This is a genomic window from Pseudomonas sp. Irchel s3f10 (genome assembly GCF_900187515.1).
Lineage (GTDB): Bacteria > Pseudomonadota > Gammaproteobacteria > Pseudomonadales > Pseudomonadaceae > Aquipseudomonas > Aquipseudomonas tensinigenes.
In genome coordinates this window covers 829,181-849,013 of sequence record NZ_FYDZ01000001.1, presented here as the reverse complement: position 1 = coordinate 849,013, position 19,833 = coordinate 829,181, and the positions used below count along the sequence as shown (strand labels likewise).

At 58.0% G+C, this 19,833-nt stretch carries 20 protein-coding genes; 15 read left to right on the top strand and 5 right to left on the bottom strand.

The window, feature by feature from the left end:
- Nucleotides 1-88: 88 nt before the first annotated feature.
- Both CKW17_RS03970 and CKW17_RS03965 read right to left on the bottom strand, forming a co-directional pair.
- Nucleotides 89-1,126 (bottom strand): dienelactone hydrolase, encoded by a 1,038-nt coding sequence (locus CKW17_RS03970; RefSeq protein WP_095118798.1) that lies wholly within the window; start codon nt 1,124-1,126, stop codon nt 89-91.
- Between the two features lie 236 nt (nt 1,127-1,362).
- Nucleotides 1,363-1,974, bottom strand: a complete 612-nt coding sequence (locus tag CKW17_RS03965; protein WP_095118797.1) for an FMN-dependent NADH-azoreductase — start codon at nt 1,972-1,974, stop codon at nt 1,363-1,365.
- A gap of 127 nt (nt 1,975-2,101) precedes the next feature.
- Between CKW17_RS03965 and CKW17_RS03960 the strand changes: the two genes are divergently transcribed.
- Nucleotides 2,102-3,010: a LysR substrate-binding domain-containing protein gene (locus CKW17_RS03960; RefSeq protein WP_095118796.1), complete on the top strand. Its 909-nt coding sequence runs from the start codon at nt 2,102-2,104 to the stop codon at nt 3,008-3,010.
- Nucleotides 3,007-3,366, top strand: coding sequence for an MmcQ/YjbR family DNA-binding protein (locus CKW17_RS03955; RefSeq protein ID WP_095118795.1), 360 nt, complete (start codon nt 3,007-3,009; stop codon nt 3,364-3,366). The genes CKW17_RS03960 and CKW17_RS03955 overlap by 4 nt, the downstream gene beginning before the upstream one ends.
- 118 nt (nt 3,367-3,484) lie before the next feature.
- Here CKW17_RS03955 and CKW17_RS03950 read toward each other — a convergent pair whose 3' ends face one another.
- Nucleotides 3,485-3,916 carry a DUF1294 domain-containing protein gene (locus CKW17_RS03950; protein WP_095118794.1) on the bottom strand — a complete coding sequence of 144 codons (432 nt, stop codon included), beginning with the start codon at nt 3,914-3,916 and terminating at the stop codon, nt 3,485-3,487.
- Nucleotides 3,913-4,743, bottom strand: coding sequence for an undecaprenyl-diphosphate phosphatase (locus CKW17_RS03945; protein WP_095118793.1), 831 nt, complete (start codon nt 4,741-4,743; stop codon nt 3,913-3,915). The genes CKW17_RS03950 and CKW17_RS03945 overlap by 4 nt, the downstream gene beginning before the upstream one ends.
- Before the next feature lie 304 nt (nt 4,744-5,047).
- Here CKW17_RS03945 and CKW17_RS03940 point away from each other — a divergent pair, with 304 nt between their 5' ends.
- The 9 genes from CKW17_RS03940 to CKW17_RS03900 all read left to right on the top strand — a co-directional run bounded on the left by CKW17_RS03940 (nt 5,048) and on the right by CKW17_RS03900 (nt 13,376).
- On the top strand, nt 5,048-6,682 hold the full coding sequence (locus CKW17_RS03940) for a methyl-accepting chemotaxis protein (protein ID WP_095118792.1): 1,635 nt from the start codon (nt 5,048-5,050) through the stop codon (nt 6,680-6,682).
- A 256-nt stretch (nt 6,683-6,938) separates the two neighbouring features.
- On the top strand, nt 6,939-7,502 hold the full coding sequence (gene pnuC, locus CKW17_RS03935; RefSeq protein ID WP_095118791.1) for a nicotinamide riboside transporter PnuC: 564 nt from the start codon (nt 6,939-6,941) through the stop codon (nt 7,500-7,502).
- The gene (locus CKW17_RS03930) at nt 7,499-8,023 is read left to right on the top strand and encodes an AAA family ATPase (protein ID WP_095118790.1); all 525 of its coding nucleotides are present in this window, start codon (nt 7,499-7,501) and stop codon (nt 8,021-8,023) included. Before pnuC ends, CKW17_RS03930 begins: the two co-directional genes overlap by 4 nt.
- Nucleotides 8,024-8,380: 357 nt before the next feature.
- Nucleotides 8,381-8,833 carry a hypothetical protein gene (locus CKW17_RS03925; protein ID WP_095118789.1) on the top strand — a complete coding sequence of 151 codons (453 nt, stop codon included), beginning with the start codon at nt 8,381-8,383 and terminating at the stop codon, nt 8,831-8,833.
- 1 nt (nt 8,834) lies between these two features.
- Nucleotides 8,835-9,410, top strand: coding sequence for an adhesin (locus CKW17_RS03920; RefSeq protein WP_095118788.1), 576 nt, complete (start codon nt 8,835-8,837; stop codon nt 9,408-9,410).
- Nucleotides 9,411-9,483: 73 nt separating this feature from the next.
- Nucleotides 9,484-10,488 carry a heme utilization protein gene (locus CKW17_RS03915; RefSeq protein WP_095118787.1) on the top strand — a complete coding sequence of 335 codons (1,005 nt, stop codon included), beginning with the start codon at nt 9,484-9,486 and terminating at the stop codon, nt 10,486-10,488.
- Nucleotides 10,489-10,551: 63 nt separating this feature from the next.
- Nucleotides 10,552-11,232 (top strand): C39 family peptidase, encoded by a 681-nt coding sequence (locus CKW17_RS03910; RefSeq protein ID WP_095118786.1) that lies wholly within the window; start codon nt 10,552-10,554, stop codon nt 11,230-11,232.
- Nucleotides 11,233-11,276: 44 nt separating this feature from the next.
- Nucleotides 11,277-12,026, top strand: a complete 750-nt coding sequence (locus CKW17_RS03905) for a hypothetical protein (RefSeq protein ID WP_095118785.1) — start codon at nt 11,277-11,279, stop codon at nt 12,024-12,026.
- A 45-nt stretch (nt 12,027-12,071) separates the two neighbouring features.
- Nucleotides 12,072-13,376 carry a transporter gene (locus CKW17_RS03900; protein ID WP_095118784.1) on the top strand — a complete coding sequence of 435 codons (1,305 nt, stop codon included), beginning with the start codon at nt 12,072-12,074 and terminating at the stop codon, nt 13,374-13,376.
- Nucleotides 13,377-13,475: 99 nt separating this feature from the next.
- Here CKW17_RS03900 and CKW17_RS03895 read toward each other — a convergent pair whose 3' ends face one another.
- Nucleotides 13,476-14,801: a sigma-54 dependent transcriptional regulator gene (locus CKW17_RS03895; RefSeq protein WP_016983762.1), complete on the bottom strand. Its 1,326-nt coding sequence runs from the start codon at nt 14,799-14,801 to the stop codon at nt 13,476-13,478.
- Between the two features lie 354 nt (nt 14,802-15,155).
- Between CKW17_RS03895 and CKW17_RS03890 the strand changes: the two genes are divergently transcribed.
- The 4 genes from CKW17_RS03890 to nhaB all read left to right on the top strand — a co-directional run bounded on the left by CKW17_RS03890 (nt 15,156) and on the right by nhaB (nt 19,763).
- Complete coding sequence (locus CKW17_RS03890; RefSeq protein ID WP_095118783.1) at nt 15,156-15,422, top strand: hypothetical protein; 267 nt, start codon at nt 15,156-15,158, stop codon at nt 15,420-15,422.
- A gap of 278 nt (nt 15,423-15,700) precedes the next feature.
- Complete coding sequence (locus tag CKW17_RS03885) at nt 15,701-17,002, top strand: hypothetical protein (protein WP_095118782.1); 1,302 nt, start codon at nt 15,701-15,703, stop codon at nt 17,000-17,002.
- A 143-nt stretch (nt 17,003-17,145) separates the two neighbouring features.
- Nucleotides 17,146-18,081, top strand: a complete 936-nt coding sequence (locus CKW17_RS03880) for a hypothetical protein (protein WP_095118781.1) — start codon at nt 17,146-17,148, stop codon at nt 18,079-18,081.
- Nucleotides 18,082-18,260: 179 nt separating this feature from the next.
- Entirely contained in the window at nt 18,261-19,763 is a 1,503-nt protein-coding gene (gene nhaB / locus CKW17_RS03875) for a sodium/proton antiporter NhaB (protein ID WP_095118780.1), read from the top strand.
- Nucleotides 19,764-19,833: the final 70 nt, after the last annotated feature.

Sequence of the window (19,833 nt, the reverse complement as noted above, 5' to 3'; positions counted from 1 at the left end):
GCTCGCGATAGCGGTGTATCAGAAAAGGAAATGTCGACTGACACACCGCTATCGCGAGCAGGCTCACTCCTACAGGGGATTTGCGGGGTTATTGATCCGCGGTTTGCATGCCCGCCCGGGTCGGTTTGCCCAAAGCATGGGAGAAGAACCGCCCGGCCTCTGAAATGAGGTTGCGGTGGATATCCTCGCGATCCACCCCATCAGCATCGGTACACAACGCCGGCATCGCGCGAATCTGCTCTTCATTGCACGGCGCCATAAAGACGAAGTGCCCCGCCCCTGCCAGTAATTTGAAGTCCGGCGCCGTCGGCAGTTTGCGCGCCAGCGCTGCAGCGTTCTTGTCGAAAGCCACCAGTTTGTCGCCATCGCCGCTGTAAAGCAGCACCGGCACATGCACATCGGCGAGGGTGTGGCGACCGAACTTCAAGCTCAGCGGCGCCATCAACAGCAACGCGTGAACACGCGGATCGGCCACCGGTTGCAGATCATCGCGATCGACGATCAACTCACCCTGCGTATTGCAGGCATCACGATCATCCGGACGTTCCTGGCAATAACGCCGCAGGCGATCGAGATCCGGTTGCGCCCCGGACAGGATCAACGCCGTCTCGCCGCCCGCCGAATAACCGATCACCCCGACCTGGTCAGCGTTGACGTACGGCGCGAGCATGCGGTCGCCAAGGGTCGCGGTAATCGCTTCGGAAATCTGAATCGGCCGGCCATAGAGATTGCTCAGGGTGCCCAATCGGCTGTGGTCTTTGGAGTTGTCGCCGGGGTGAATCACCGCCACCACCACAAAGCCTTTGCGCGCCAGCGAAGTCGCGAGGTCGTGCAGCGCCAGCGGCGTGCCGGTGTTGCCGTGGGAGAGCATCAGCATCGGAAAACGGCCGATGGCGACCTTGGTGTCTGCGCCGGCCTCGACTGAATAGCCTTCGAGCAGGCTCATGTGTTCACGGTCGCTGGAAGGATAGAAGGCAATCGCGCGCATCGGCTGCAGATCCAGCGGATCGAGGAACGTCATCTCGTGATAACCGACGCTCCACACCGGGTGTCGCCCAGGCGCAGCCTGCACTGAATTCAGGCTGCCAAGCAGGCAAATCAGTAACGCTGCACAAAGACGCATCATGGGATGCCCCACCCTGTTGTTACTCAATCGAAAGTTCCGTGGCGTTGCGGGCCAGAAACGCCGGGGATTCGGTGTTTCAGTACGACAATGCACTCAGACGCAGATTGTGTGATTGCATAACCCGGGCCAGATTATGTAACAGCCAGAAACAAAAAACTCCGTATTCGCCCCTTGCGGAATCAGAATACAGAGTTTTTTGGGTGTTACCTGAACATCAGCTGTTCTTTACGCAAGCCTTACGCAGCGGCGAACAGTTGCTCGCTGATCTTCGCTTGCGCAGCGGTCATCGCGTTGTTGCGCACTTCTTCGCCATACGCCAGACCTTCAGCGCGGACGATTTCGATGTCGGTGATGCCGAGGAAGCCCAGAACCAGCTTCAGGTATTCTTCGTGAGCGATGCCGCTGGCCTGACCGGCATGAATGCCACCGGAAGTCGAAACGATCACCACTTTCTTGCCGCCGCACAGGCCTTCAGGGCCGGCTTCGGTGTAACGGAACGTTTGACCGGCGACTGCTACGCGGTCGATCCACGCCTTGAGTTGGGTCGGCACGGTGAAGTTGTACATCGGTGCGGCGATCACCACGGCGTCGGCAGCGATGAACTCGGCCAATGTCGAAGCGCTCAGTTCGGCTTCGTGCTGTTGTGCGGCGTTACGCAGCTCAGCGGTGGTGCCAGCGGCGACCAGGGTGGTCGACGAGAAGTGGCTGATGGCGTCGGCGGCCAGGTCGCGGTAGGTCACCACGGCGCTTGGCTCGGCAACTTGCCAGGCTTTGACGACTTCGCCGCTCAACTGACGGGAAGCCGAGTTGTCGCCCAGAATGCTCGAATCGATATGCAGCAGTTTCATGTGGAATCTCCTGGAATGAATCGCCGGTGGCGACGGAATGGAGACAATCCTACGCAAGAAACCAATGGATGATTAGCCGCCTGAAATGCGATAGTTTGTCCCACTGATAGAACAGTTGGATTTCCCGATGCAAGACCTCAACGATCTCTACTATTTCGCCAAAGTCGTCGAAGCCGGCGGTTTTGCCGCGGCCGGGCGCTTGCTGGGCATTCCCAAGTCACGGCTGTCGCGGCGCATTGCCGAACTTGAAGAACGCCTCGGCGCGCGTTTGCTGCAACGCACCACCCGGCAGCTGAAGCTTACGGCGGTGGGCGAGCGTTATTTGCGTCACTGCCAGGCGATGTTGCTGGAAGCGGAGATGGCCGATGAGGCGGTCGCCAGCATGTCCAGCGAGCCGCGTGGACGTTTGCGGGTGTCATGCCCGACCGGTTTGGCGCATGAGATGCTGCCGTGGGTGATCAGCGAATTTCTCGGTAAATTCCCGCAGGTGCAACTTGAAGTCGTCTTGCTCAATCGCCGCGTCGATCTGGTCGGCGAAGGCTTTGATGTGGCGCTGCGCGTGCGTGAACATGGTGATGAGGACCCGTTGCTGGTTACCCGGCGTCTGCGTCAGGCGCAAATGGTCGTGGTGGCCAGCCCGGCGTTTATCCAGGGTCGAACGATCAACCATCCGCAAGACTTGAAAACGCTGCCGGTGCTCGGCGCTCTGGAGGCGGATCGTCTGGTTCATGTGCGCCTGCTGGATCAGCAGGGCAACAGTTTCGAGCTGAACATGGAAGCACGGCTGGGCATTGATGATTTTGTGGTACGCAAAGCCTGTGTCCTCGCGGGTCAGGGCTTCACGCTGTTGCCGATGATGTATTGCGAAGAGGAGCTGAGAAACGGCACGCTGGTGCAGATGCTGCCGGAGTGGTCACTGCCCGGCGGCTGGCTGCAAGCGGTGTATCCGCATCGACGCGGGGTGATGCCGGCGGTGCGCGCGTGGATCGATCATTTGGTCGAGTCGTTCAATGCCTGTGGGGAGCGGTTGTTATGAGCAAGGGAAAGATGAGCGAAGCCGACGTTGCGGCGTTCTGCCTGGCATTGCCGGGCGCTCGGGAAGATTACAAATGGGGTGGCGTGCGGGTGTTCTCGATTGCCGGCAACAAGATGTTTGCCTTGCAGGGGCTGCGCGGGGACTCACTGGCGTTCAAGGTTGATAAGGATCTGTTTCTCGGCCATTGCGACCGCCCCGGCATTCACCCGGCGCCGTATCTGGCGCGGGCGCAGTGGATCATCATGCACCCGCCCTACCCGCTGGGTGCCGAGGAATTGCAGGGGTTGTTGCAGCGCTCGCATCAACTGGTGGTGAGCAAGTTGCCGAAGAAAACCCAAATCGGTTTGTTGCTGTAACCCCAATCCCCCTGTGTAGGAGCTGCCGAAGGCTGCGATCTTTTGACTTTGATCTTTTAAAAGCAAGATCAAAAGATCGCAGCCTTCGGCAGCTCCTACATAGGGAATTGCGGTGTATTCAGAACAGCGTCAGCAGATTCGAGCCGAGAAACAACTGGTCGATCCAGAACACCTGGTGCAGTAGCACAATCACCCAGAACAGAATCTGAAACGACACCTTGCGCGTCTTGTGCCGGAATACCTGCTGGGCGATCAACGCGCCCGGCCAGCCGCCAGCCAGTTCTACGGCGTGCAGAACGTTCTCCGGGGTGCGCCAGGCATCGGTGCGCGCCTTGCGCTTGTCTGCCCAGTACATGAAGAACGCCAGCACGCTGACAACCCCATAGGCTGCCAGCGGCACCAGCGAAATCCCGCGCAGCCACATCGAAACGGAGCCGAACAGCGGCAGCGCGCAGACGATCAGCAGAACCAGCAGTTTCAGCTTGAGGTTCTGGATGTGGTTGCCGCCCGAAGGTCGCCCTTCGGGGCGGCGTGCGCGGGAATCACTCATGGTTTGGCCGCCGCCCAATCGATCCAGCCAAACTGCCACGTCGCCAGAATCACCAGACCAAACACAATCCGATACCAGGCGAACGCCGCATAACTGTGGCTGGCAATAAACTTGAGCAAACCGCGCACGGCGATCATGGCGAAGATGAATGCGGTGACGAAACCGATGGCGAACACCGGGAAGTCCGCCGGCACAAACAGGTCGCGGTACTTGTAGCCCGAGTAAACCGCTGCACCGACCATGGTTGGCATCGCGAGGAAGAACGAGAACTCGGTGGCGGTCTTGCGCGACAGGCCGAACAGCAAGCCGCCAATGATCGTCGAGCCGGAACGCGAGGTGCCGGGGATCATCGCCAGACACTGCGCAAAACCGACTTTCAGCGCATCTTTCCAGGTGATTTCGTCGACCGTCTCAGCGTGCACTTCATGCTGACGCTTTTCCGCCCACAACATGATGATGCCGCCCACCACCAGCGCGGCCGCGACGGTAATCGGGTTGAACAGGTATTCGTGGATCAGGTCGGCAAAGATCACGCCCAGCACCACCGCGGGCAGAAACGCGATCAGCAGGTTAGCGGTAAAACGCCGTGCGCTCGGCTGCGTCGGCAAACCGATGACCACATCGAAGATCTTGCGTCGAAACTCCCAGACCACCGCGAGGATCGCGCCGAGCTGGATGATGATATTGAACGCCATGGCTCGTTCGCCGCCGAATTCGAGCAAGTCGGCAACAATAATCTGGTGTCCGGTACTGGAAATGGGCAAAAACTCCGTCAGCCCTTCTACAACTCCTAGTATCAGTGCCTGCAAGGCCGTCCAAAGATCCATCAATCCCCCAAAGAGCGATGCGCGTCGGCATGCCCCGATAGTATTTTTTTACGTTCACTGCGATCAGCGTAGCTGGTTGTGGCTGTACCGATTCCGCGCGCACAGGATCCACACGAAACGGTCAAAATTCCGTGAAATATCAATTTGGATTCAGGTTTTCACGCGCGGGGCCGAAATCCTAACAGACAAGCCTAAATAGCGCTGCCGCGTTATACGACTTGGGTCGCGTATGCCCGCTCACGAAATCGTGGTTGGATGCTGGCGGTCGTTTATTACAAGAAAAAGAATCCGGAGTGACAGCGTTATGAACAGCTTGCGCAGTGTGTCGATCAGCCGACGCTTGTGGCTCATCTTGATTGTGGCGGTGGTCATGTTGCTGACCTTGGGCGTGTTGATGCTCAAGCAGATCCACGACGACCTGTATCACGCCAAGGCTCAGAAAACCCAGCACGTGGTGCAGACGGCCAGCGGCCTGCTGACCTATTATCACGACCTCGAAACCGCCGGCACGCTGACAAAAGACGCCGCGCAGAAACAGGCCCTCACCGCCATTCGTGGTCTGCGTTACGACCAGAGCGATTACTTCTGGATCAACGACCTCACACCTGTGATGGTCATGCACCCGACCAACCCGAAACTCGAAGGCCAGAACCTCTCGGCGATCCGTGATCCGGACGGTTTTGCGGTGTTCAACGAAATGGTTGCCATCGCCAAGGCCAAAGGCGCCGGCATGGTCGACTATCGTTGGCCAAAACCGGGCGCCAGTGAGCCGGTAGCCAAGACGTCCTACGTCAAACTGTTCGAACCGTGGGGCTGGGTGCTCGGCTCCGGGGTTTACGTCGATGACGTCCAGGCCGAATTCCAGGGCCAGATGATCAAGGCTTCGGTCATCGGCTTGGCGATTGCCGTGATCATGGCGTTGCTGGTGATCCTCATCGCGCGCAGCATCGTCCGTCCGCTGCAGGAAACCGTGAACGCCATGGCCAACATCGCCAGTGGCGAAAGCGACCTGACCCGCAGCCTCGATACTCATGGCAAGGATGAAGTCACTGAGCTGGCGCATCACTTCAACGCCTTTACCGCCAAACTGCGGCGGGTGATCGGGGACTTGCAGGTGTCGGCCAGCGCCTTGGGCCAATCGTCGAGCGAACTGGGCAACGATGCCTCGCAGGCCCAGCAACGCAGCCAGCAGCAATCGCAGCAAATGGAACTGGTGGCCACGGCGATCAACGAAGTGACCTATGGCGTGCAGGACGTGGCGAAGAACGCCGAGCATGCTGCCGCGGAAATGCGCGACGCCGAAGCGCAGGCGCAACAGGGCCAGATCAACATCGACGGCAGCTTGCAGCAGATCGACAAGCTGTCCGGCACCATCGATCAAGCGGTTGAAGTGATTCGCACCCTGGCGGCCGAAAGCACCCAGATCGGTAGCGTGCTGGAGGTGATCCGTTCGATTGCCGAGCAGACCAACCTGCTCGCGCTCAACGCCGCGATCGAAGCAGCCCGGGCCGGTGAGCAAGGTCGCGGCTTTGCCGTGGTGGCGGACGAAGTGCGCTTGCTGGCGCAGCGCACGCAGAAATCGACTGCGGAAATTCAGTCGATGATCGAACGCTTGCAGAACCATTCCGAAGCCGCCGTTAAGGTAATCGGCGACAGCAGCAAAGCGTCGCAATTGACCATCGAGCAAGCGGGACTGGCCGGGGCGAGTCTGAATGCCATTGGCCAGGCGTTGCGCAATCTCAACGGCCTGAATGCGTCGATTGCCAGCGCTACGCTGCAACAGGCGCATGTGGTCGAGGACATCAATCAGAACGTCACTCAAGCGGCCGGCCTCTCGCACAGCACGGCAATTGCGGCCGAGCAGTCGAGTGCGGCCAGCGTACGGCTCGGCCAATTGAGCGAACAACTCAACGGCCTGCTGCGCCAGTTCCGCGTCTAAACCGTGTAACTCTGGTGAGCTCACCCCTCACCCCAGCCCTCTCCCGGAGGGAGAGGGGGCTGACCGAGGTGTCTCAAGCTATACGTCGACCTGAACAATCGAGTCGATTATGGATTCAACGCAGAAAGATCAGGTCGGCGTATCTCGAACATCCAACTCGGTCAGTCCCCTCTCCCTCTGGGAGAGGGTTAGGGTGAGGGGTTTGGCCCAATGCAGTACAATCCGCCCCCTCCTCAATTTCCCCCAAGGAACCTACATGTCCGGGCTCGAACTGTTTGCCGCCGCACTCGGTGTGATCGCCGTCTGGCTGACGGTCAAACAGAATCCGTGGTGCTGGCCGATCGGCCTGGTCATGGTGCTGCTCTATAGCTGGATCTTCTTTGAAGTGAAGCTGTACTCGGACATGTTGCTGCAAGTGATCTACGCCGCGCTGCAAGTCTATGGCTGGTGGCAATGGACCCGCGCCGGGACGATGCATGACGGCCGTGAGGTCACTCGCCTCGATCAACGCTCTATCCTGATCGGCCTCGGTGCTGGCGCGGTCGGCAGCCTGCTGCTCGGCGCGGCCATGGCTCACTGGACCGATGCCGCGCAACCTTGGCTCGATGCCGCGCTGACCGGTTTCAGTCTGGTGGCGCAACTGTGGATGGCGCAGAAGCGCCTGCAATGCTGGGCACTGTGGTTTGTGCTCGATGTGATTTTTGTCGGGTTGTTCATCTACAAAGGGCTGTACCTGACCGCTGCGCTGTACGCTCTGTTCACCCTGCTGGCAATTCAAGGCTTTCGTGAATGGCGCGCCGATCCGGCGTTGCGCACATGAAGGTCGTGGTCCTGACCGGGCCTGAATCCACCGGCAAGAGCTGGCTGGCGGCGGGCCTGCAACAACGCTTTGGCGGCTTGCGGGTGGATGAGTACGTGCGTCGGTTTATCGAACTCAATCCCCGTGACACCTGTCTGGCCGACATCCCTGATATCGCTCGCGGTCAACTGCAATGGGAAGATCAGGCGCGGGCGCAACAGCCGTCCCTGCTGATCCTCGACACGCATCTGTTGAGCAATATTCTCTGGAGCAAGACGCTGTTCGGCGACTGTCCAGCGTGGCTGGAGCCCGAGTTATTGACGCGGCATTACGACCTGCACCTTTTACTCTCGCCAGAGCAGGTCGACTGGACCGATGACGGTCAGCGCTGCCAACCGGATCTGGACGAACGTCTGGCGTTTTACCAGTCCACGCAGAACTGGCTGGAAAACCACCATCAGCGCTTTCTGATCATTCAAGGCAATTGGGCCGAACGCCAACTGCAGGCCTTCGCCGCTGTCGAGCAATTACTGGCCGAGTGACCCGATCAATGGGTCACCTTCCCCGGCACTTTCCCCTGTTCTGGGGACAAAGTGTCCGATTCTGAAACACTCGTTGACGTGCAGAGTGCCTGTTTCAGCACTGTTCACGACTTTGTCATCCGAGTTGTTACGCGGTTGAAACACATTGTCGCAAACCCTTGTTCCAGAGCTTTGTTCAGCCAATAGACAGCTCAGCGCGCCGGTGGGTGTTTCAACGCTGATACAGCTTGTGTTTCAGCTGCGCGTGTTTATTTGCCAACTCATTGAAATTCAAAAACATTTAAAAAGCGGCACAGCTTTCGCTCTCTCCTTCATAACGCTGACTAGGGCCAGCCCACTGAAGAAGGAATTGCAGCCGTGGGGAATATCCAAAAAGGTTTGACCTGCCTTCTGCTGATCGGATCAGCAGCCAGCACATTGCTCAGTTTGAACGTCCACGCAGAAGGTAATGGTGTCATCGTCCTCAACCGCGATGTTCAGCCTATTCCGATCGGTCGCAACGGTGGCAAAGACCCCTACCCGACCACCGTCAATGCCAACCCGTCCGCACGCATCAACTCCACCATGAACAGCACCGAATTGAGCGACGGCGACTTCGCCGGTGTCGCCAGCGGCAGCGCGTTCCGCACCGTCAACAATGTCCAGGCCGGCGCCAATCTGCCAGGCCTCAATACCGTCACCAATCCCAACGGCATGCCCGGCATGAGCGCAGGACACGGCGGCGGCTCCGGCGGTGCGATTTCCGGCACGATCAACCGCGCCATGAGTTCCGGCCTTGCCCCTCTGACCCGCATGGCCGGAGGCCAATGAAATGAATCGTTCACTCCTTCTGCTTGCCCTGCTCGGTTGCACCTCTGCCATGGCTGCTGATCCTGGTTCAGTGAACAAGGCCAACATTCAAGATTCCGGGGTGCAGTACCGCGGCAACTTCAACGTCAACCAGGCAGCTGGCGATCAAATGCAACAGACCAACGTCAAGGCAGTGGCAATCGGCACCGAATCCCACGCCAGTACCAGCGTCATGCAGAAAATCGACACACCGGCCTCGCGCTCCATCGACGCCAGTGCATCCATTGGCGGCACCTCTTTCAGTAATGGCAACGGCATCCTCGGTGTGAACCAGGGCGCCGGGGCCAACAACCAGATGGCCAACGTCACGCGCGTCAGCATCAGTGCTGCCCCGCAGAGCGTTGACGACAGTGCCCTTTCGCAACAGAACGTGGCGCTTTTACCGAGCTCAGGAGCAACTGGTACCTCACCCGGCAGTCGCCAGGTCACGACAAGTGATCAGGCCTTCACCGGCAGCCGCGGGGTAATCCAGGTGAACCAGAGTGCCGGGGTGGGGAACCGAATGGCTAACACCCTGAGCATCCGGGTCGCTGACTGACCCAAACAACAAAAGCAGTGCAATTAGAAAGTACCAACACTTAACCAACTAATAAGCACGATGGAGAAACACCATGAAACCTACAATGGCTCTCAAACCACTGGTTTTCGCACTTGCAGCAGTGATGGCAATCGCAGCACAGGCAGGCGGTCGTGATAACGATCATGGTAATGGCCACGGCAACGGGCACGGTAACGGCCATGGTAATAACCAGCCTAAGGGCCCTTCCCTGGAACAACTTCTGCAAATCACCGCCGGCGCCGGGGCTGCAGTACTCGACGAACAAAACAGTGACGGCAACGTGGTGAAAAACCAGGGCACCCTCAACAACGCCAACGCCAGCGACTCGCTCAATGGCTCCAACGGCAACATGGGCGCCAACGTTGCAGCCGGCGACGGCAACCAACAAGACAACGCCGCCGCCCTGGCGACTGCCGACGAAAGTTTCATCTTCGGCACCGCTGTTGCTGCCTCGAGTGCAACTCAAGTCAACAACAACAACTACGTGAAAAACTCGTCCACCTTCAATAACGCCACGCTCAGCAATGCAGGCAACAATGGTTCCGGCAACATCGGCATCAACGTCACTGCCGGCAACTTCAACCAGCAGAAAAACAACCTGGCGATCGCCGTATCCGGTGGCCGCGTAGCTCAGGCTGCTGCTTCTGCCAACCAGTCTTCCACTGGCCTGGTTGTAGAAAACAAAGGCGTGCAAGCCTACAAAACCGACACCCTCACCGGCACTTATGCCGCTGCTGGCGTGTTCAAAGCCAAAGGCACTGCAACCATCGAAGATGATGACCACCACGGCGGTTATGGCAATCGTGGCGGCGGCCACGGTGGCAACGATGACCAGAAAGCCAAATTCGAAGCCGTCGGTACCTTTGGCCTCGCTGGCGTAACCACTCAGCAAGTGATGACCAAAGACGGCTGGAAAACCCCAGTGGTCAACAATGCCAACATGACCAACTCGATGAACAACTTCTCCGGCAACGGCGGAGCCAACGTCTCGGCGGGTGTGGGCAACCAACAAAGCAACTCGCTGTCCATCGCTGCTGGCTGCAGAGCCTGCCTGTAATCGCGATCGAAACGAAAGCCCCGGAAACGGGGCTTTTCCTCAGTCCGCAAAGGCGTATCGATCATGCGTAAGACGGCCCTCCTCGCTCTGCTTTTCGTCTGTGGCCTGACTCAGGCCGGTCAGATGCCCGTCGCTGCCCTGCCGGGTGGCACGCTCGTCTACAAAAACGTGCAAAGCATCCGTGAGCGCAAGTTTGCCGACATTGTCGAACAGAAAACCGATTTCAGCTGCGGCGCTGCTGCACTGGCAACGGTATTACGCCAGGCCTATTGGCTCGACGTCGATGAAGAGCACATCATCAAAGGCATGCTGGTCAACGCTGACCAGGACCTTGTTCGTACTCAAGGTTTTTCCATGCTGGACATGAAGCGCTACATAGAAAGCATCGGCATGCGCGCCAGGGGTTACAAGATTCCACCGGAAAAGCTCGAAGCGGTAACCATCCCGGTGGTGGTACTGATGGAAATTCGCGGCTACAAGCATTTCGTCGTGTTGCAGCGTTCGGACAAGGATTGGGTTTACATCGGAGACCCGGTTCTCGGCCATAAACGCTACAAACATGATGACTTTGTCAAAGGTTGGAACGGCATTGTCTTCGCGATCGTCGGTCCCGGATATGACAAGGCAAACGCCTTGCGCAGCCCTCCGGTGCCCTTGACGGCCAAGAACACACTCGACGGTTTCAACCCGGTCAAAGATGCTGAATTGATGGATTTCGGGTTCATTCAGAGCGACTTCTTTTAATCGCCGATTATAGAAAATGGGACTGGATGTCCCGGGAGCAGCAGATGAAAACCTCATACTGGCTGGCCGCCGCCTGCCTGGCAGCGAGCGCGTCAGGCTATGCCAATGCAGGATTCAAACCCATAGAAATCAAGGACCAGGAGCTCGCCGAGCTGCGTGGTCGTTATGTCATGCCGGGGCGGATTATCAGCTTCGGCATTGTCATGAGCAGTACCTGGCGCAACGCCAGCGGAGATCTGATCGGGGCGTCTGCATCCATGCAGGTGCAACAGGCCACAATCAAACCAGAATTCTACGTTTCGACCATCAAGGAGATGGGCAACGGCAATACGCCGGAACTGGGCACCGGATCGATTATCGGCGGTGCCGGCCTTAACTCATCGTCGGGCGTGACCCAGAGCGTACGCGCGGCGGGTGACGGCAACACGGCGAACAACAACGTCGCCATCAACGTCAAGGAAGCCAATCAGGCGCCAGCACTCGCCCCCGTACAGGGCCAGGCCCTGATGGCCGGCCAGACCATTTCCGGCAGCAATGCCGCCGGCAATGTCGCGGTGTCGGCAACCGGTACGGGTGGCGTGCAAATGGCGATACAAGCCAGCGGCAATCAAGGCTCGGCACTGCAACAGGTCGCTTCGAGCGGTCTGCTGCAGAACACCCGCCTGCTCGGCAGTGCCAATGTGGTCAACAACCTGACTCAACTTAACGTCGTACTCAATAATAACGGCAGAAGCGCCGGCGCACTGGATTGCAACCTGACTCAACTCGGGGCCCTACGCAGTATTGGATATTGAACTACGCTGAGTCTCGATCATTGGGCTTAAAGGGACGGCTTATTCATGTATCGATCAGTATCACTGCGTGTTGCAGTGTGTTTGAGCACTCTTCTCCCTGCGGCGATGCTGCAAGCAGCACCGGATGCAGATGTAGAGGCCCTGAAACAGGAACTTCTGGAGCTGAAACAACGATACGAAGTACAACAAAAGGCCCTGGCGGTTCTCGAACAACGAGTCCGCCAGGTTGAAGAACAACCCGCCGCCCCACAACCAAAACGGCTGGCAAAATCGCCGTCGGACATGAAAGGCAACCGCGTCGCCACCGGCACCGGTGCGGCAGCCGCATCAGGAGGCGCCGCCGGGGGCAGTGGCGCTTCTTACGGGCAATCGCTGGCTGACGATTCACAACCGGCGCAGAGCGTTTCCAACCTGTACGACGAGGCCAGCGGCTTCTTCGGCGGCGGCAAGTTCAGCGTCGAAACCGGCATCACCTATTCGCGCTATGACACCCGTCAGCTGATTCTCAATGGCTTCCTGGCGCTCGACTCGATCTTTCTCGGCAACATCAACCTCGACCGGATCAAGGCCGACACCTGGACCCTCGACCTGACGGGCCGCTACAACTTCGACAACCGCTGGCAGTTCGACCTGAACGTGCCCGTGGTGTATCGCGAATCGACTTATCAGTCGGGCGGCGGCAATGAGGGCGCGGCGGGTGTCACTACAGAAGAAACCGTCACCAAGGATCCCACCATTGGCGACGTCAACTTCGGCATCGCTTACAAGTTCCTCGACGAGTCGGTCAATACACCGGATGCGGTCGTCACCCTGCGGGTCAAGGCGCCAACCGGCAAGGATCCGTTCGGGATCAAACTGCGCCAGACCGATGCCAACTCCAATCTGTTTGTGCCTGACACCCTGCCCACCGGCAACGGCGTCTGGTCGATCACGCCGGGCATTTCGCTGGTCAAGACGTTCGACCCGGCGGTGCTGTTCGGCAGCTTGTCCTACACCCACAACCTGGAGGAGTCGTTCGACGACATCAGCTCGACGGTCAACCAGAAAAACCCGGGCAAGGTAAAGATCGGCGACAGCTTCCAGATCGGCGCCGGTATTGCGTTTGCGCTGAACGAGAAGATGAGTATGTCGTTCTCGGTGTCTGACCTGGTGCAACGCAAGAGCAAGTTGAAACAGGATGGCGGCGATTGGGAATCGGTGGTGTCCAGCGACGCCAACGCCGGTTACTTCAACGTCGGCATGACCATTGCGGCCACCGACAACCTGACCATTGTGCCCAACCTGTCCATCGGCATGACGGATGATGCCCCGGACTTTTCCTTCAGCCTGAAATTCCCGTACTACTTCTAAGCAAAAGCAAAAGATCGCAGCCTTCGGCAGCTCCTACAGGGATTACTCAAATCCGATTCAGGAGCTGCCGAAGGCTGCGATCTTTTGATCTTCAGGTATCTAACGAATCTGGTGTTTATGCAGCAGGCGATAAAACGTCGGCCGTGATACGCCGAGGACTTTAGCCGCCACACTGAGATTATCGCTGTGCCGATTCAACACATCGCACAACGCCTGGCGTTCGGCGCGGGTCTTGTAATCTTCCAGCGTGCCCATCGGCGTGGCGATCGAGTGCTGGCTGATCAGCCCGAGATCACGGGCCTCGATCTGCCGGCCCTCGGCCAGCACCAGTCCGCGCCTTACACGGTTGGCCAGTTCCCGGACGTTGCCCGGCCAGTCATGCTTGCCCATGGCGATAAGCGCGTCCTCACTGAAACTGCGTGGACGGCGACCGGTTTCATGGCTGTAGAAGTGGGAAAAGTGGTTGGCCAACATCGAGAGATCACCATGGCGTTCACGCAACGGCGCGGTGACGACTTGCAGTACGTTGAGCCGGTAATACAGGTCTTCGCGAAAACGCTTCTTCTCGATGGCCGCCTCAAGGTCGACGTGGGTCGCCGCCAGCACACGCACATCCACCGGAATCGGCTGACTGCCGCCGACGCGCTCGATGTGTTTTTCCTGCAGAAAGCGCAACAGATTGGCTTGCAGTTCCAGCGGCAGATCACCGATTTCATCGAGGAACAACGTGCCGCCATTGGCCGCCTCAATGCGCCCGACCTTGCGCTGATGCGCGCCGGTGAACGCACCCTTCTCGTGACCGAACAGCTCGGATTGAATCAAATGCTCGGGAATCGCCCCGCAGTTGATTGCCACAAACGGTTTGCTGTGGCGCTGGGATTGCCGGTGCAGCGTGCGCGCAACGAGTTCTTTGCCGGTACCGCTTTCGCCGCGAATCAACACCGGCGATTCGGTGGGCGCCAGTTTGCTGAGTAGTTTGCGCAGTTCACGGATCGGTTTGCTGTCGCCGAGCAGCTCATGCTCAGGCTGATCCACGTGAATCGTGCCCTGCCCGCGCAAACGCGCCATGCCGAATGCCCGCCCGAGGGTGACCTGCACTCGCGAAACGTCGAACGGTAGGGTATGGAAATCGAAAAACCATTCACAAACGAAGTCACCGACGTTTTGTAAACGCAGGACTTCCTGATTGAGTACGGCGATCCATTCGGTGCCGCTACGGCTGATCAGTTCCTTGACGGCTTCGGGACGTTCGAGGTGAAACGGCTGTAATCGCAGCAGGCCGACATCACAACTGCGGTCCGCGGCGTTTTCCAGGGTACAGCTATCAACATCCCAACCTACGGCGCGTAATCCGGGCAATAAGCGGTGGCAGTCGTCGCAAGGATCGACCACCAATAAACGTCGTAACGCAGGCGCTTCGCTCATGACTGTTCCTTGGCGCCAAATTATTAGAAATGATTGTAAAAACAGTCATTTGGCAGACCCGACTGTAACATTAGCAAGATTTTGACAGGGCCTTGTATCGATTGCTTATAGGCGTACGAGCAAACGCGTTATAAGAACAGAAGTTGTTAGTCAGCTATCGACTAATTTCCGTCTTAACCTTTCAGTGAGCTTTCAAAAACCTGTCTGCAAAGCAACTTCATGAAAGAAAGTTGAAATTTCTTTGTTTCCTGTGTGACCTGCCTACGGGTTCGGTGCATCAGTACAAGTACCAGCCGAACGGTAAGCCCAACCGACGGCACATCACTTGATTGGGCACGACAGAGAGAAAACCCCATGACCGCCCCGCTCCGTATCAACGAAGCTGTTTTGATTGCCAACCATGCGTTCAAACCGTTCCAGTGCGTGGCCTGGGCGCCACAAGACGGCAATGGCGAGCTCAGCCTGACCGTAATCGACCGGACCAATTCGCACATCGGTCGCAAACAGATCCCGAGCAGCGCCTACTCCGATCCAGCGCAACTCGAGCAACTGCTGCAGCAGGCTCGCGCTGAACTCAGCGAAGAAGGCTACAGCCTGCAATCCTGGTCGATGCCACACTAACAGCCGGGCGATGCGGATGACATTCAGGTCATCCGCCCTACTCTGTTAGTTCTAATCTTTTAATTCTCCGTACTTTTGTACAACTATTTGCAACTTCCTCAGGCTTAACTGCTTGGGCGGCTTGCTATTGGTTCAAAAAGACACTGTTCTGGCACAGTGCGACCCTCCACCTGTTAGTTCTTACAGTTGTACTTCTCCCGGTTCAGGGATTGAATGTTTCGCTCATGCAGTTACCCCTCCGGTTTCCGGTAAAGGTCAACTCGCAAGGAGATGCGTGCATGTCCACCCTGAACACTTTTGCGCTGCCGGCACTACCGACGACGTTGTCGAATCAGGCCGGTCAACTCGACAGAACGTTTGCCGCCACCGGCGTCGCCCAAGTGTATTTCGCGGGCAGCGTGTCCAGCCTGACGGAAGATATCGCGCTCGATGCTCAGGGGCGGATCCTTGTTGCCGCCAAAGTCGGCACCGCCGCTGGCAGCCGTTTCGGCCTGGCCCGCATGCTCGCCGATGGCTCGGCCGACCTGGCCTTTGGCGATCAAGGCAGCGTGATCGATACCTTTGCTCCAGGCTTCGAAGCCACCGCCGGCAAAGTCCAGGTACTGCGCGACGGGCGCATCCTGCTCGCCGGCCTGCATTATGAAAACACGCATCGCACCTTGCCGGCGCTGGCCTTGTTCGATGCACAGGGCAAGCCGGACCTGAGCTTCGGTGACAACGGCCGTCAAGTGGTGCGCCTGCCCGGCGACTTGTCCATGGGCAGCCGAGATGCCTGGCTGCCGCCGGGCGTACCCGGCGCCGAAGCCTGCGACTTTGTCGTCCAGGACGACGGCCATATCCTGCTCATCGCCAATCACCACTTCGAACTCGCCGACCATGCCGGCATGCTGATTCGCCTCAAGCCTGACGGCAGCCTCGATGAAACCTTCAACGGCCGCGGCTTCGTGATGATTCGCCACTTGTTGCTTAACACCTGGCTCAGCAGCCTGCTGTTGCAGAAGGATGGGCGGATTGTGGTGGCTGGCTCCATCGATTTTCCGCAGGAAGGTCTGTTGGCGCGCTACCTGCCCGACGGCCACCTCGACGAGCGTTTCGCCGTGGATGGATTCATGGCCTTCAAGGCGCACGGCAAAAGCGCTCTGGTCGGTCAGGTCCTTGAGTCCGCCGACGCGCTGCACTGTTTCGGCAGCAGTCGCGACCCGATTCGTTGCATGGCCTACAGCGTGCACACCAATGGCCGCCCGAACCTGCACAACCATGGCGGGCAACCACAGCTGCTGGAAATCGGCCCCAGCGGCTGTCAATGGAGCGCCGCCCAACGCATGGCGGACGGCCGCATCATCGCAGTCGGTGCAACCATTGGCGGGATCGAAGCGGATTTTATTGTTGCCCGCTACCTGAGTGACGGCAGCCTGGATCACAGCTTCGGCGATGGCAAAGGCTGGCTGCGCACGCGCTTGGGTCGCAGCCTGGATACGGCCAACTCGCTGGCCGTGCAAGCGGATGGCGCCATCCTCGTTGGCGGTTATTCGCTCGATGGCAACTACCGGGCAATGGTGGCGCGGTATTTCAATCACTAGTCAAGCGAAGAGCCGCAGCGCTGCCATTCATCGGATTTAGCCCTGCACCTGTAATTTCTGACAGTAGACGCTGCCATTGATCGGCGCTCAGATAGCGACACGCGCAGATGGCTGCGCGTTGAACCTGAAAAAGGAATTTTTGAATGACTGATCAACAGAAACTACCTGGACAACTGACGCAAGTTGAAGCCTCGAGCACGCGTGCTAGCAAGATCGAACCACGAATCCTCGAACTCACCGATCTGGATGGGAATTACATCGAACCCGACAGTGTTGTCACGGTTAGCGACTTTTTTATCAAAGGCGTGGCCACTCCGGCGAGACCGGCGGACATTCTGGATAGCCGAACCCCGATTGCCCCTGTTCTTGTAGACGCGACTGGCCACTTTACAACAGAACTTTTTAACCAGTCGCTGGGTACTCATGTATACACCGTGCTAGACGAGTCTGGACAAGAATCATCGCCTTGGGTGGTTACTATTGCTGCACTAGATCAGCTATTAATCGAATCTATAAAAGGGCCGGACGACCAGCCCATCGGAAACGGTTCAAGTACAGCTCATACCGACCTGAGGTTTATCGGCAAGGGCGTACCTGGCCAGGTGGTGGAACTTGTGGATAACGGTATTGTGCTTCGCTTGCTCAATGTCGATAACAGCGGGCACTGGAGCGCCCACCTCACAGGCCTTAAGCCAGGCAAGCATAAATTCGTCGCTCGAGAGTTAAACGGCAAAGAATCAGCCCCTTGGCATGTCGAGATCGAAAAACCGGCATTGTTGAGTATTCAATTTGGATACGGCCTGGGAAATTATCAGCCCATCAAAGATGGCGAAACCACAACGCAGACAGCAGTAGTTCTGATTGGCACGGCCAAGCCGAACGAATTTGGCCGGATCCTCAGTGATGCCCATGAAGGGGTTGTCTTCGAAGCAAATGAATACGGGGTTTTCATTACCCCTATTAAGGACTTACTCCCCGGCGATAGTTATATGTTCATCTGCCGATCTGAATCCGAACCGGATCGCCACTCGGAACCTTGGATGATCCATGTAGCGTCTGAGAAACTGCCGCAACGGTAGTTCTGTTTCATCGTCAACATGACCCGTCGAGCGATAACTCGGCGGGTCTTGTTGTTTACCCCGCGAATCGTCTAAAAAAACCTGCTTCCACGGCAACGACGGGGATTAAATCGACGAGCTGCTTGATCTTCATCGACACATCCGGCAACTTTCGCGCTTCTTAATAAAAGGAGCTGCCGATGTCCGGTTCAATGGCCCAGGCGTTCGCGCATAATTTTCTCGGGCACTCGCCACGCTGGTACAAGGCGACCATTGTCGGTTTCCTCATCCTCAATGCGCTGGTGCTGTTCACCGTTGGCCCGGTCGCGGCCGGCTGGTTGCTGGTGATCGAATTCATCTTCACTCTGGCCATGGCGCTCAAGTGTTATCCGCTGATGCCCGGTGGCTTGCTGTTGATCGAAGCCTTGCTGTTGAAGATGACCACCCCGCAAGCACTTTACGATGAACTGGTGCACAACTTCCCGGTGATCCTGTTGCTGATGTTCATGGTGGCGGGCATCTATTTCATGAAAGACCTGCTGCTATTTCTGTTCTCGCGCCTGTTGTTGGGCGTGCGCTCCAAAGCGGCGTTGGCCTTGATGTTCTGCTTCCTCTCGGCGTTTTTGTCGGCGTTTCTCGACGCCTTGACGGTGACCGCCGTGATCATCAGTGCAGCGGTCGGTTTCTATTCCGTTTATCACCGTGTCGCGTCCGGCAACGATCCGCGCCAGGACAGCGAGTTTGCTGACGACGAGAACCTGCCGAAACTGCATCACGAAGACCTGGAACAATTCCGCGCTTTCCTGCGCAGTCTGTTGATGCACGGCGCTGTCGGTACGGCGTTGGGCGGCGTGTGCACACTGGTCGGTGAACCGCAGAACCTGTTGATCGGCCACGAAATGGGCTGGCACTTCGGCGAGTTCTTCCAGAAAGTCGCTCCAGTGTCGATGCCAGTGCTGGCAGCGGGTCTGGTCACCTGCGTGCTGCTGGAAAAGCTGCGCTGGTTCGGCTACGGCACGCTGCTGCCGGACAATGTTCGCGCCGTGTTGGCTAACTTCGCCGCTGAAGACAATGCTGAACGCACGGCGCGCCAACGCGCAGCACTGCTGGTGCAAGGCGCTGCGGCATTGATCCTGATCGGCTGCCTGGCTTTTCACATCGCCGAAGTCGGCCTGATCGGGTTGATGGTGATTGTGTTGATCACCGCGTTTACCGGCATCACCGACGAGCATCGTTTGGGCAGTGCATTCAAGGACGCCATGCCGTTTACGGCATTGCTGGTGGTGTTTTTTGCCGTGGTGGCGGTGATTCACGATCAACAGCTGTTTGCGCCGTTGATTCAATGGGTGCTCGCCCTGCCGGTCGAGCAACAACCGGGCATGTTGTTTATTGCCAACGGCCTGCTGTCGGCGATCAGTGACAATGTGTTTGTCGCGACGATTTACATCACCGAAGTGAAACAGGCGTTCCTTGCCGGGCACATGAGCCGCGAGCACTTCGAGACATTGGCGATCGCGATCAATACAGGTACGAATTTGCCGAGTGTAGCGACGCCGAATGGCCAGGCCGCGTTCCTGTTCCTGCTGACTTCGGCGATTGCACCGCTGGTGCGTCTGTCGTATGGGCGGATGGTGTGGATGGCGCTGCCGTACACCTTCGTCATGGGCCTGCTGGGCTGGTATGCCGTGAGCTACTGGCTCTGACAAACACTGCATAAACCTGTGGGAGCGAGCCTGCTCGCGAAGAGGGTGTGTCAGACAACAGATTCGTTGA

Excerpts from the sequence above, each read along its gene's own strand:
- CKW17_RS03910 (WP_095118786.1), top strand. The coding sequence starts at position 10,552 with ATGCGTAAGACGGCCCTCCTCGCTCTGCTTTTCGTCTGTGGCCTGACT.
- CKW17_RS03895 (WP_016983762.1), bottom strand. The coding sequence starts at position 14,801 with ATGAGCGAAGCGCCTGCGTTACGACGTTTATTGGTGGTCGATCCTTGC.
- nhaB (WP_095118780.1), top strand. The coding sequence starts at position 18,261 with ATGTCCGGTTCAATGGCCCAGGCGTTCGCGCATAATTTTCTCGGGCAC.
- pnuC (WP_095118791.1), top strand. The coding sequence starts at position 6,939 with ATGTCCGGGCTCGAACTGTTTGCCGCCGCACTCGGTGTGATCGCCGTC.
- CKW17_RS03900 (WP_095118784.1), top strand. The coding sequence starts at position 12,072 with ATGTATCGATCAGTATCACTGCGTGTTGCAGTGTGTTTGAGCACTCTT.
- CKW17_RS03920 (WP_095118788.1), top strand. The coding sequence starts at position 8,835 with ATGAATCGTTCACTCCTTCTGCTTGCCCTGCTCGGTTGCACCTCTGCC.
- CKW17_RS03905 (WP_095118785.1), top strand. The coding sequence starts at position 11,277 with ATGAAAACCTCATACTGGCTGGCCGCCGCCTGCCTGGCAGCGAGCGCG.
- CKW17_RS03955 (WP_095118795.1), top strand. The coding sequence starts at position 3,007 with ATGAGCAAGGGAAAGATGAGCGAAGCCGACGTTGCGGCGTTCTGCCTG.
- CKW17_RS03940 (WP_095118792.1), top strand. The coding sequence starts at position 5,048 with ATGAACAGCTTGCGCAGTGTGTCGATCAGCCGACGCTTGTGGCTCATC.
- CKW17_RS03965 (WP_095118797.1), bottom strand. The coding sequence starts at position 1,974 with ATGAAACTGCTGCATATCGATTCGAGCATTCTGGGCGACAACTCGGCT.
- CKW17_RS03880 (WP_095118781.1), top strand. The coding sequence starts at position 17,146 with ATGACTGATCAACAGAAACTACCTGGACAACTGACGCAAGTTGAAGCC.
- CKW17_RS03890 (WP_095118783.1), top strand. The coding sequence starts at position 15,156 with ATGACCGCCCCGCTCCGTATCAACGAAGCTGTTTTGATTGCCAACCAT.
- CKW17_RS03960 (WP_095118796.1), top strand. The coding sequence starts at position 2,102 with ATGCAAGACCTCAACGATCTCTACTATTTCGCCAAAGTCGTCGAAGCC.
- CKW17_RS03885 (WP_095118782.1), top strand. The coding sequence starts at position 15,701 with ATGTCCACCCTGAACACTTTTGCGCTGCCGGCACTACCGACGACGTTG.
- CKW17_RS03945 (WP_095118793.1), bottom strand. The coding sequence starts at position 4,743 with ATGGATCTTTGGACGGCCTTGCAGGCACTGATACTAGGAGTTGTAGAA.
- CKW17_RS03915 (WP_095118787.1), top strand. The coding sequence starts at position 9,484 with ATGAAACCTACAATGGCTCTCAAACCACTGGTTTTCGCACTTGCAGCA.
- CKW17_RS03950 (WP_095118794.1), bottom strand. The coding sequence starts at position 3,916 with ATGAGTGATTCCCGCGCACGCCGCCCCGAAGGGCGACCTTCGGGCGGC.
- CKW17_RS03970 (WP_095118798.1), bottom strand. The coding sequence starts at position 1,126 with ATGATGCGTCTTTGTGCAGCGTTACTGATTTGCCTGCTTGGCAGCCTG.
- CKW17_RS03930 (WP_095118790.1), top strand. The coding sequence starts at position 7,499 with ATGAAGGTCGTGGTCCTGACCGGGCCTGAATCCACCGGCAAGAGCTGG.